At 69.9% G+C, this 11,665-nt stretch carries 10 protein-coding genes and 2 pseudogenes; 9 read left to right on the top strand and 3 right to left on the bottom strand.

All coding sequences use genetic code 11. The features are described 5' to 3' along the window. From QZ483_RS09565 to QZ483_RS09550, 4 genes and pseudogenes are all read left to right on the top strand, one after another. Positions 1 to 673: pseudogene (locus QZ483_RS09565) on the top strand (hypothetical protein); the annotation flags it as partial. Continuing rightward, positions 670 to 1,599 (top strand): ROK family protein, encoded by a 930-nt coding sequence (locus QZ483_RS09560; RefSeq protein WP_297083320.1) that lies wholly within the window; start codon positions 670 to 672, stop codon positions 1,597 to 1,599. The pseudogene QZ483_RS09565 and the gene QZ483_RS09560, both read left to right, overlap by 4 nt. Continuing rightward, on the top strand, positions 1,592 to 2,374 hold the full coding sequence (locus QZ483_RS09555; RefSeq protein ID WP_297083318.1) for a glucosamine-6-phosphate deaminase: 783 nt from the start codon (positions 1,592 to 1,594) through the stop codon (positions 2,372 to 2,374). Before QZ483_RS09560 ends, QZ483_RS09555 begins: the two co-directional genes overlap by 8 nt. An 8-nt stretch (positions 2,375 to 2,382) precedes the next feature. Next, positions 2,383 to 3,261, top strand: coding sequence for an N-acetylglucosamine-6-phosphate deacetylase (locus tag QZ483_RS09550; RefSeq protein ID WP_297083316.1), 879 nt, complete (start codon positions 2,383 to 2,385; stop codon positions 3,259 to 3,261). A gap of 56 nt (positions 3,262 to 3,317) precedes the next feature. Here the strand turns inward: QZ483_RS09550 and QZ483_RS09545 are convergent, their stop codons facing one another. Both QZ483_RS09545 and purU read right to left on the bottom strand, forming a co-directional pair. Continuing rightward, on the bottom strand, positions 3,318 to 4,376 hold the full coding sequence (locus QZ483_RS09545) for an S-layer homology domain-containing protein (RefSeq protein ID WP_297083313.1): 1,059 nt from the start codon (positions 4,374 to 4,376) through the stop codon (positions 3,318 to 3,320). Between the two features lie 83 nt (positions 4,377 to 4,459). Further along, positions 4,460 to 5,314: a formyltetrahydrofolate deformylase gene (purU, locus tag QZ483_RS09540; RefSeq protein WP_297083311.1), complete on the bottom strand. Its 855-nt coding sequence runs from the start codon at positions 5,312 to 5,314 to the stop codon at positions 4,460 to 4,462. Between the two features lie 179 nt (positions 5,315 to 5,493). Here purU and QZ483_RS09535 point away from each other — a divergent pair, with 179 nt between their 5' ends. The 5 genes from QZ483_RS09535 (at position 5,494) to QZ483_RS09515 (ending at position 11,226) form a co-directional block, all read left to right on the top strand. After that, positions 5,494 to 7,383 (top strand): SpoIID/LytB domain-containing protein, encoded by a 1,890-nt coding sequence (locus QZ483_RS09535; protein ID WP_297083309.1) that lies wholly within the window; start codon positions 5,494 to 5,496, stop codon positions 7,381 to 7,383. Between the two features lie 68 nt (positions 7,384 to 7,451). Then, the gene (locus QZ483_RS09530; protein WP_297083307.1) at positions 7,452 to 7,985 is read left to right on the top strand and encodes a GNAT family N-acetyltransferase; all 534 of its coding nucleotides are present in this window, start codon (positions 7,452 to 7,454) and stop codon (positions 7,983 to 7,985) included. Between the two features lie 213 nt (positions 7,986 to 8,198). Beyond that, positions 8,199 to 9,497, top strand: a complete 1,299-nt coding sequence (gene glyA / locus QZ483_RS09525; protein WP_297083305.1) for a serine hydroxymethyltransferase — start codon at positions 8,199 to 8,201, stop codon at positions 9,495 to 9,497. A 26-nt stretch (positions 9,498 to 9,523) separates the two neighbouring features. After that, positions 9,524 to 10,426, top strand: coding sequence for a bifunctional methylenetetrahydrofolate dehydrogenase/methenyltetrahydrofolate cyclohydrolase (locus tag QZ483_RS09520; RefSeq protein ID WP_297083303.1), 903 nt, complete (start codon positions 9,524 to 9,526; stop codon positions 10,424 to 10,426). Further along, the gene (locus QZ483_RS09515) at positions 10,426 to 11,226 is read left to right on the top strand and encodes an exodeoxyribonuclease III (RefSeq protein ID WP_297083301.1); all 801 of its coding nucleotides are present in this window, start codon (positions 10,426 to 10,428) and stop codon (positions 11,224 to 11,226) included. Before QZ483_RS09520 ends, QZ483_RS09515 begins: the two co-directional genes overlap by 1 nt. A 4-nt stretch (positions 11,227 to 11,230) precedes the next feature. On the opposite strand, the pseudogene QZ483_RS09510 reads toward QZ483_RS09515, so the two are convergent. Next, positions 11,231 to 11,665: pseudogene (locus tag QZ483_RS09510) on the bottom strand (galactokinase); the annotation flags it as partial.

Raw genomic sequence — 11,665 nt, 5'->3', positions numbered from 1 at the left:
GGGCGGGATCGGCATCCCCGCCGCCGCCGCGCGGGCGCTCGCCGCCGGATGCGACCTGCTGTGCATCGGCACGGCGAACACGGACGAGCAGATGGGCCAGATCGTCGCCGCGATCGAGTCCGCGATCGCGGCGGGCGACCTCGAGGCGTCGCGCGTCGAGGACGCCGCCGCTCGCATCGGTCGCCTGGTGCGTGAGTTGCGCGCCACGGCCGACCCCGGTCCCGTGGCCCCGGAAGACCGCGGCGCCGTCGCGGGACTCAGTGCGGCACGCATCGCGCAGGCCTTCGAGATCACCGAGGCAGGGCGGGCCCGTCTCGCCGCTATCGCTGCTGGCGAGAGCCTGCCGCAGTGGGTGCGTCTCGAGCCGGCGCACAACATCGCCGTCGGCGTGAGCCCCTGGGGCCCCTTCGCCGCGGGGATCGAGCCCGTCCTCACGATCAGCCCCGGTGGCACCGTCGATCTGACGGCGCTCGACCCCGACCGACCGGTGATCGTGGTCGGCAAGGACAACCACCGTCACTCCTGGGCGCGCGAAGCGATCGACCAGCTGCGCGAGCGCGACGCTCTCGTGGTCGACATGGGATGGCCGGACCCCTCCCAGCCGTATGCGGACATCTCGACCTTCGGCGCCTCGCGCCTCGTGGGCGAAGCGCTCGCGGAGATCCTGCCATGAGCGCGCCAGTGACGGTCACTGCGACGGCGCCCCGCATCGGCGTCGACATCGGCGGCACCAAGGTGGCGGCAGTGGTCCTCGCCCAGGACGGCTCCGTGGCCGCGCAGCATCGCGTGCCGGTCGCGCGAGGCGACGCGGGCGTGGTCGCGAGCACCCACGAGGCCGTCGACGCGGTCTGCCGGGACGCCGGCATCGCGATCTCCGAGGTCGCCTCCGTGGGCGTCGGCGTGCCCGGCGCGGTCGCCGGCGGCGTGGTTCGTCACGCGCTCAACCTCGATGTGGTCGAGCTCGACCTGGGTGCGGCCCTCGCGCAGGCGTGGGGCGTGCCCGTCCAGGTCGAGAACGACGTGAACGCCGCGGCGGTGGGCGCCTGGCACCTGCTGGGAGACGGTCGCACCTCCGTCGCGTACCTCAACGTGGGCACCGGCCTGGCCGCGGGGCTCATCCTCGACGGCCGCCTCTGGCGCGGAAGCCACGGCGCCGCCGGCGAGATCGGCTACATCGTCGCCGACCCCGACGACCCGCGCGGCCCCGAAGGGCTCCCGGGCGTGCTCGAGACCTACGCCTCCGGCTCGGGGATTGCGCTGCAGTGGGGTCGCGACGGCGAGTCCACTGTCGACGTGCTCGCCGCGGCGGACGCGGGAGACGAGGCGGCTCTCGCGATCCGTGATCGCCTGATGAACGGCGTGGCGACGGCCGTGCGCATCCTCACGCTCACCTTCGACGTCGAGCATGTCGTGCTCGGCGGTGGACTCACGGGCATGGGCGCAGCGCTCACCGATGGCGCGCGCGCCGTCATCGGCCGGTGGGAGGCCGCGTCCCCGTTCCTCGCATCCCTGAGCATGGGCGAGCGCGTCAGCATCGCTCCTGCGGACCAACCTGTCGCGGCGATCGGCGCCGCACTCCTGGAGGCACACCATGGCTGAGGTGATCGTTCTCGACACCAAGGAGGCCGGCGCGAGCCTGGTCGCCGACCACATCGCCGGTCTCGCTCGGACGAACCCTGCGGTCACGCTGGGGGTGGCGACGGGCTCCACGCCGCTGCCCGTGTACGCCGCTCTCGAGGAGCGCGCCGCCAACGGAGCGGACTTCACCCAGGCGGCGGCCTTCGCTCTCGACGAGTACGTGGGGCTGCCCGACGGGCACCCCGAGTCGTACGCCGCGGTCGTGAACCGCGAGGTCACCCAGCGTCTGGGCCTCGACACCGCTCGCGTGCACGTTCCCGACGGCACGCTCTCGGGCATCGAGACCGCGGGCGAGCGCTACGAGCGCGCGCTGACCGAGCATGGCGGAGTCGACCTCCAGCTGCTCGGCATCGGCACTACTGGCCATCTGGGCTTCAACGAGCCGGGTTCGAGCTTCGCTTCCTTGACCCGCGTCAAGACCCTCACCGAGCGCACGCGACAGGACAACGCGCGCTTCTTCGACTCCCTCGACCAGGTGCCGATGCACTGCGTCACCCAGGGGCTCGGCACGATTCTGCGGGCGCGCCACCTCGTGCTGCTCGCATTCGGCGAGGGCAAGGCGGGGGCGATCGCGCAGGCCGTCGAAGGGCCCGTCACCGCGTCGATGCCCGGCTCGGCGATCCAGCTCCACCCCCACGTGACGGTCGTGCTCGACCCGGCCGCCGCATCGGCACTCCAGCACCGCGACTACTACCGTTGGGCACAGGACAACAAGCCCGCGTGGCAGGGCATCTAGGAGGGCCGATGCGCGTGCTGACGGACATTCACTGTCACGGTGGCGGGGGGCACTCGTTCGGTGACACCGTCGAGGGCACGGTCGCCGCACTCGCGGCGCACCAGGCCACGGGAACGGGCGAGGTGGTCGCGTCGCTGGTCTCCCTGCGCCTGCCGCAGCTGCGCGAGAAGCTGGCCGTGATCCGCGAGGCCATGGCCGAGCAGCCCGCGCTCCTCGGCGTCCATCTCGAAGGTCCCTTCCTGGCGCCGGCACGCAAGGGAGCGCACGACCCCGCAGCGCTCGCGGTGCCGGATCCCGACATCGTCGGCGCGATCCTCGAGGCCGGTTCCGGCATCATCCGCCAGATCACCATCGCGCCCGAGCTGCCGGGAGCGCTCGACGCGATCGAGCGGTTCGTCGGCGCGGGCGTCACCGTGGCCGTGGGCCACACAGAGGCCGACGCGGCGCTCGCTCAGGAGGCCTTCGATCGTGGTGCCCGCCTCGTCACCCATGCGTTCAACGCGATGCGGGGCATCGCGGCGCGCGAGGTGGGACCGGCGGGCGCGGCGCTGGACGACGATCGCGTCTTCATCGAGGTGATCGCGGACGGCATCCACGTGGACCCGCGGCTCATCGCGGCGTTGTTTCGCGCGGCTCCCGGACGCGTGGTCCTGGTGACCGACGCGATGTCCGCGGCGGCCTCCTCGCCCGGGCGCTACTCGCTCGGCGGACTCGACGTCGACGTGACCGAGGACGGCCGTGCAGTCCTTGCCGGCACGGAGACCCTGGCGGGTTCCACCCTCACGCTGTCGCGGGCGATCGAGGTGTGCGTCGCAGCGGGCGTCAGCAGGGACGATGCGGTGGCCGCCGCCAGCACGACGGCGGCTGCTGCGCTGGGCATCGACTGACGCGGAGAACTACAGGCGAGACGCGTGACTCGCGAGACGGGTGCGGCGGACCGCCGTCAGTTGTCGGACGCGCGCTCGAGGAACGCCGCCATCGCCTCGCGGGTCACCGACGAGTGCGGGCGGAACGTGCCGTCGGAGTAGCCGGTCGAGATGCCCTCGTTCGCGAGCCAGCTGATCTCGCGCAGGAACCGGTCGCCCCAGCCCAGGTCCTTGAAGCGCTGAGCCGCGTTGACCTTCGTGGAGGGCTGCTCGTAGTAGCGGTAGAGGAACGCGGCCATGGCCTCACGCGAGATGTTGTCCTTGGGCCGGAACGTGCCGTCGGACCAGCCGGTCGAGATGCCCGTGGACGCGAGCCACGAGATCTCCTTGTAGAACGGGTCGGACGGCGACACGTCGGTGAACGCGCTGCTCTTCGGAGCCGAGTAGGACGGCCTGCCGTCGAGCCGGTACATGAACGCGGCGAAGGCCTCGCGCGTCACCTTGGCATCGGGGCGGAAGGAGCCGTCGCTGTAGCCCGTCGTGATGCCCGTGCCGGCGAGCCACTCGATCTCGTCGTAGAACTGGTGGCTCTTGGGGACGTCCCAGAACTGCGTGCCGGACTTGGCAGAGGTGGCGGACGTGTAGGTGCCGAAGTTCTGGACGGCCCACAGGCAGTCGCGCGAGCTGTCGTACGCTGCTCCGACGCCAAAGTCCGTGTACGCGCTGTTGAGCATGTTCGCGCGGTGCCCGGACGAGTTCTTCCAGCCGTTCATGATCACCGTGGCGTTCGCGGTGGCGCTTCCTCGGCCGCACGCGTAGGCCACGTTCTCGCCCGCGCGGGACAGTCCGGCCTGCGGCATCTGGCTGCTGTAGTTCGAGTTGTGCTTGAGGGTGCGGTTCGACCGCATCCACTCGGCCCAGTCCTGCGCCACCGCGTCGATGCCCGTGTGGCGGGCGAGGGCCGCCTTGCCGTTGGCTGAGCGGTACGAGTTCGTGGCGGACGCGATCGAGTCGTCGGCTGCGGTCGCGGCGCTCGACGGGGCACCAGCCGCGACGCCGAACCCGAGGGCGAGCGCGCAGGCAAGTGTGCAGGCGAGCGCGATTCGCCACCCGCGCACGCGATTCAGGGCCTCCATGTGTCGCGACGCTATTAGGAGAAAACGCCCACAGTGAACGGGATGTGAGCAATCTCACTCCCGTGCTGGTCGTCTCTTCGTGGCTAGCGAAAGACGATGGTGCGATGACCATCGAGCAGCACGCGGTGCTCGGCGTGCCACCTCACGGCCCGTGCGAGCGCCCGCCTCTCGACATCCGCGCCCACGGCGGTGAGGCTCTCGGGCGTGTGCGTGTGGTCAACTCGCTCGACCTCCTGCTCGATGATGGGCCCCTCGTCGAGGTCGCTCGTCACGTAGTGCGCGGTGGCGCCGATGAGCTTCACTCCCCGGTCGTGCGCCTGGAAGTAGGGGCGGGCGCCCTTGAAGCTCGGGAGGAACGAGTGGTGGATGTTGATGGCGCGACCGCGCAGGGCCTCGGAGAGCGCGGGCGACAGGATCTGCATGTAGCGCGCGAGCACCACGAGCTCGACGTCGAGCTGGTCCACCAGCCTGAGCAGTTCCTGCTCGGCGGCCGGCTTGGTCTCCGGCGTGACAGGAATGTGGTGGAACGCCTTGCCGTAGAAGTCGGCGAGGCCGGCGAGGCTGGTGTGATTGCCGGCCATCGCGACGATGTCGACCGGCAGCGTGTGGGCGCGCTCGCGGAACAGCAGGTCGTTAGCACAGTGCTCGGATCGCGACACCAGCACCAGGGTGCGCATCGGCCGGCCGGCCACGTCGAGCCGCCATGTCATGCCGAATCGCTCGCCGAGGGCGCCGACCGCCTGGGCGAGCACGTCGCGAGCGACGGGTGCCTCGACCTCGACGCGCATGAAGAACAGCCCCGTGTCCGCGTCCCCGAACTGCTGCGACTCCGTGATGTTCCCTCCGTGTTCCGCGAGCAGCCCGGACACGGCGTGGACGATGCCGGGGCCGTCGGGGCAGGACAGGCTCAGCACGTAGCTCGTGTCGGCGTCGGTCATGGGCACAACCCTACTGAGCGGCACGAGACACGCCGTCCACCAGGGCACTTGCGCGTGAATTCACATATGTCACACTGGTCACACCCGTCACTTCGATCGCCGGCAGTGGGCGGGACCGCGTTCTGGCGTGCGACGCTGTGCGCCGGGCAACACGATCTCTCGACCTGTAGGTGGTAGCAGTGAAGGCAACCGTGCTCCGGTGGTTGCGACGCGCGGGAATCGCCGTCGCCGCGGGATCGATGCTGGTCCCGCTCGCGGCGACCGCCGGGTCGGCCGCAGGCTTCTCCGACGTGCCGCGCTCGCACCAGTTCTTCAAGGAGATCACCTGGATGTCGAATGCCGGCATCTCCACGGGCTACTCGAATGGCACGTTCCGCCCCAAGGGCGAGGTGACGCGCGAGGCTTTCGCGGCGTTCCTGTACCGCATGGCCGGCCGGCCCTCGGTGTCGCTGCCATCGGCGTCCCCGTTCGGCGACGTCTCGACGGGGCACCAGTTTTACAAGGAGATCGTGTGGCTGGCCCAGCAGGGGATCAGCACCGGTTGGGCTGACGGCACGTTCCGCCCGGACGAGGAGATCGACCGCAACGCGATGGCGGCTTTCCTCTACCGCTTCGACGGCAGACCGTCGTACTCGGTCCCCGCGAAGTCCCCGTTCACGGACATGACCACGTCGTCGAAGTTCTTCAAGGAAGTGGCGTGGCTGCGCAGCGCCGGGATCACCACGGGCTTCTCCGACGGCACGTTCCGGCCGTTCGACTCGGTCACGCGTGAGGCCACCGCGGCCTTCCTCTACCGCCTCGCGGGGAGCCCTGCCGTGAACACGGGCGTGCCCGCGTCATTCACCATCAAGGGTGCTGGATACGGACATGGCGTCGGCATGTCGCAGTACGGCGCACAGGCGATGGCGCTCGACGGGTACGGCGCGGGCGCCATCCTCAAGAATTACTACACGGGCACGACCGTGAGCACCGTGAGCGCGCAGCAGAACATCAAGGTCGAGGTCTATGGCTCGGGTGCGGACTGGACGAACTCGGTGACGGTCGTGGTGCGCTCGCCGGGAGACGACGCGACTCACGACGGCCGGTGGATCATGCGCTTTTACGATGAGGGCTCGACGACGCCTCACACGACGTGGACCGGCAAGAACAACGAGAAGCTGCACATCACCAGGGCGGGCACCTCTGTCACCGTCGAGCGCGACGGCGGCACCAAGGTGACCGCGACCAAGGATGTGTCGCTCCAGTGGGAGGGCACCCGGTACTACCAGACGGGATCGGCGGAGGAGCCCTACGTCGACATCTACAAGGGCAACGGCGCCTCGGAGATTCGTGCCACCCACGGGAAGTACCGCCACGGCAAGCTTCTGATCTCGGTCCCCCAGAACCGGATCATCATCGCGAACGAGCTGCAGCTCAACACCGAGTACCTCTACGGCATCGCCGAGATGCCCTCCTCGTGGGACCACGACGCGCTGCAGGCGCAGGCCATCGTCGCCCGCGGCTACGCCATCAAGCAGATGAGCAACTACAGCGCGAACTGCAACTGCCACATCTACGACGACACCCGCGACCAGAACTTCACGGGGTGGAACAAGGAGAACGAGGGCACGAACGCCTACTACGGCAAGCGGTGGGTCGCCGCCGTCGACGCGACCAACGCGTCGGGAGGCGCGAACGGCAAGGTCCTCAAGTCCGGAGGCTCGATCGCCAACACCTACTACTTCTCGTCGTCCGGCGGTCAGACCGAGAACAGCGAGGACATCTGGAGCGCGACGCTCCCCTATCTGCGGTCCGTGGACGACCCGTGGTCCGAGACGAGCATCAACCCCAACAGGTCGTGGACCATGACGCTCTCGCAGTCCAAGGCCGCGTCCGTGTTCGGGCTCGACGACATCGTCGCTATCAGGGTGACGGCGCGCACCGGCGGCGGGTCCGATGCGGCGGCGACGAAAGTGACCGCGACGTCGTGGACTGGCGAGACTCGCTCGATCACCGGTCCGGAGACGATCCGTAGCAGGCTCGCCAGCGGCAAGTCGCCCTGGCTGTGGTCCTTCACGCCGAACTACTGAGTGGCGCTGCGCCCGCATCCGCGCGAGTCGCGTCCCCACCGCGTGCCACCGCGTGCCACGATTGAGACATGAGTGACGCAGAGCAGGTGCGCATCGATGTCGTCGGCGCCTCGGACGCCGGGGAGCTGCTGACTGTCCGCAAGGCCGCATTCGTGGCCGAGGCCCAGCTCTACAACGATCCGAACATCCCTGCGCTCACGCAGACCCTCGACGAGCTGCTCGTCGATCTCGACTCGGAGGATGTCGTGACGCTGGGCGCATGGGAGGGGCACCGGCTGATCGGTTCCATCCGCGTGGGCATCGAAGGCGACAAGGCCACCATCGGTCGGCTGGCGGTGACGCCCGACAAGCAGGGCAAGGGCATCGGGACCCAGCTGCTGTTCGCCGTGCTGGGCCACCTGCCGGAGAACACCAAGGAGGTCTGGGTGTTCACGGGTCAGGACTCGAAGCACAACATCGCGCTGTACAACAAGGCCGGATACGAGCACCAGTTCGACCAGGTCGCGGGCGACCTCACCTACGCGTACCTCAAGAAGGTCCTCGAGGCCGGCGCGATCGTCGATGACGAGGCCGACGACCACGCGGTGCGCGGCGACAACTGAGACGCGCGCCTGAGGCGCGTGCGGCCCCGCGTGCAGCCTCGACTGCGGCCTCGCGTGCCGCCGATGCGCGTTGCTAGACTGTCCCGCGTCGCGACTGGCGCAGTGGGTCACCACGAGGGAGCGGCATCTTCTGAGACTGTTGGTCGTACGCCTGGGCCAAGGTCACCGGACACCCCGGCGGCCCTGCCGCCACGGAGACAGACAAGGACAGAGATGAGCACCGACTCCAGCGCCACCGCAGAGGTCATGAACGCGACCCTGCAGGACTTCGACCCCGAGATCGCTCAGGTCCTCGACCGCGAGCTCACGCGCCAGCAGACCTACCTCGAGATGATCGCGTCCGAGAACTTCGTGCCGCGCTCCGTGCTCCAGGCACAGGGATCCGTCCTCACCAACAAGTACGCCGAGGGCTATCCCGGACGCCGGTACTACGGCGGCTGCGAGGAGGTCGACGTCGCAGAGAACATCGCGCGCGACCGCGCCAAGGCGCTGTTCGGCGCCGAGTATGCGAATGTCCAGCCGCACTCCGGCGCGACCGCCAACGCGGCCGTGCTGCACGCGCTGATCGAGGCCGGCGACACGATCATGGGCCTGTCGCTCGCGCACGGTGGTCACCTCACGCACGGCATGAAGCTCAACTTCTCCGGCAAGCTCTACAACGTCGCGGCCTACGGCCTGGACGAGCAGTCGCACCGCGTCGAGATGGAGCAGGTCCGCGAGCAGGCCCTGGCCGAGCGCCCGGATGTCATCATCGCCGGGTGGTCCGCGTATCCCCGCCACCTCGACTTCGCCGCGTTCCGCGAGATCGCGGACGAGGTGGGCGCCAAGCTGTGGACGGACATGGCGCACTTCGCGGGCCTCGTCGCCGCAGGCCTGCACCCCAGCCCCGTCCCGCACTCGGACGTGGTCTCGACCACGATCCACAAGACCATCGGCGGGCCCCGCTCCGGCATGATCCTGTCGCGCGACACGGAGCACGCCAAGAAGCTCAACTCCGCGGTCTTCCCCGGCCAGCAGGGTGGCCCCCTGATGCACGTGATCGCCGCCAAGGCCGTCGCGCTCAAGGCCGCGGCAGCTCCCGAGTTCAAGGAGCGCCAGGAGCGCGTCATCGAGGGCGCGCAGATCATCGCCGAGCGCCTCGTCGCACCGGACGCCACCGAGGCCGGCGTCTCCGTCGTCACCGGCGGCACCGACGTGCACCTGGTGCTCGCGGACCTGCGCAATTCGGAGCTCACGGGCCAGGATGCCGAGGACCTGCTCCACGAGGTGGGCATCACCGTCAACCGCAACGCGGTGCCGTTCGACCCGCGCCCGCCGATGGTCACGTCCGGCCTGCGCATCGGCACTCCGGCGCTCGCTTCCCGCGGCTTCGGGGCCGAGGAGTTCACCGAGGTCGCGGATGTGATCGCGAGCGCGCTGATCGGCGGCAAGGGAGCGGACATCGCGGGCCTGCGCGCGCGTGTCAAGAAGCTCGCGGACGACTTCCCGCTGTACGAGGGGCTGCAGCAGTAGTGGCGGCTGAGGAGATGGCGGCGGACATGACGGATCAGACCGCCGCGCCTCAGCGCCTCGACGGCAAGGCCACCGCGGCCGCCATCAAGGCCGAGCTCACGGACCGGGTCGCGGCTCTCGCCCAGCGCGGAGCCGCCCCGGGGCTGGGCACCCTGCTCGTCGGTGCCGATCCGGGCTCGACCTGGTACGTCAACGGCAAGCACGCGGACTGCGCGGAGGTGGGCATCGCGTCCATCCGCGAGGACCTGCCGGAGTCCGCGACGCAGGAGGAGATCGAGGCGGCGGTCACCCGCCTCAACGAGGACCCCGCGTGCACGGGCTTCATCGTCCAGCTGCCGCTTCCTGCGGGCATCGACACCAACCGGGTGCTCGAGCTGATCGACCCGGACAAGGACGCGGACGGCCTGCACCCCACCAACCTTGGGCGTCTCGTGCTGCGCACGGCGGAGCCGGTCGAGTCCAGCCTGCCGTGCACGCCCAAGGGCATCATCGAGCTGATCGAGCGGCACGGGGTGTCCTTGCGCGGCAAGCACGTGGTCGTGGTGGGCCGCGGCACGACAGTGGGCCGCAGCATCGGCCTGCTCCTCACCCGCAAGGATGTCAACGCCACGGTGACGCTGTGCCACACCGGCACGGCCGATCTCGCTTCGCACACGCGTGCGGCAGACGTGATCGTCGCGGCGGCGGGCGTCCCGGGGATCATCGCGGGCGACATGGTCAAGGACGGCGCCGTGCTCATCGACGTGGGCGTCTCGCGCATCACCGACCCCGAGACCGGCAAGTCCAAGGTGGCCGGCGACATCGCGGCCGATGCGGTGGCGAAGTCCTCGTGGTTCTCGCCCAACCCTGGGGGAGTGGGACCCATGACGCGCGCGATGCTCCTGGCCAACGTGGTGGAGGCGAGCGAGAGAGAGGCGGGGATTCGCTGATGCGGATCGTGTCCGTGAACGTCAACGGCGTGCGCGCTGCTGCGCGCAAGGGCATGACGGAGTGGCTCGAGGCGAGCGGCGCCGACGTGGTGTGCCTGCAGGAGGTCCGCGCCCCGCTCGAGATCACCGGCCCGCTGGTCGGGGAGTCGTGGCACGTCGTCGAGGAGGCGTGCGAGATCAAGGGCCGCGCGGGTGTCGCGATCGCCGCGCGCACGGAGCTCACGGACGTGGTCTCGGGCGTGGACGCGCTGGGCGAGACGATGAGCGAGCCGGTCCACACCGGCCGCTGGATCGAGGCCACGGTCGAGTCCCCCGCGGGCCCGGTCCGCGTGGTGTCGACCTACCAGCACTCGGGCACGGCGGGCACGCCGACCATGGACCTGAAGTACGCGATGCTCGATGCGTCGACGGCACGCATGGCGGCATTGCGGGAGCAGTACGACCGCGTGGTGGTGATGGGCGACATCAACATCGCTCATCAGAACAACGACATCAAGAACTGGAAGGGCAACCTCAAGTCGGCGGGCTTCCTGCCGGAGGAGCGCGCCTACCTGGACCGGTGGATCCAGGACGGCTGGGTCGACGTCCACCGCGCCCACGCCGGTGACGTGGCCGGGCCGTACACGTGGTGGTCGATGCGCGGCAAGGCGTTCGACAATGACGCCGGCTGGCGGATCGACTACCAGTTCGCGAGCCCGGCGCTCGCGCAGGCGGCTGCCGACGTGCGGGTCGACCGCGCGCCGTCCTACGACACCCGCTGGTCGGATCACGCTCCGCTGATCGTCGACTACGCCCTGTGACGCGCTAGACCATCAGGAAGCGCGGCCGCTCCAGCCCGCGCTCGCCGAAGGCCTCGTCGATCCGGCGCGCGACCGCATCGGCCTCGGCGCGGCGCACGAAGGCGAGCGCGGAGCCCCCGAAGCCGGCACCGACCAGTCGGGCTCCGAGCGCGCCGCACGCGAACGCAGTGTCGACCGCGAGGTTCTGCTCCGCGGTCGAGGCCTCGAAGTCGACTTCCAGGGAGGCATGCGAGCGGTAGAGCTGCTTGCCGATGTCGACAAAGCGCTCGTGCGCGGGCCCGGTGTTGGCGAGCTCTGCGGTCACGTCGAGCACTCGCTCGATCTCCGTGACGACGTGCCGGGCGCGGGCCCGCAGGACCGGGTCGGCGATCGCCTCGATCCGCTGGTGGCCCGCGTGGTCCCCGGCGAGCTCCCGCCGGGAACCCACTCCGAGCACATC

The sequence above is a fragment of the uncultured Demequina sp. genome (assembly GCF_913055775.1).
Classification (GTDB): Bacteria; Actinomycetota; Actinomycetes; order Actinomycetales; family Demequinaceae; genus Demequina.
This window is presented reverse-complemented; position numbering and strand designations above follow the sequence as displayed.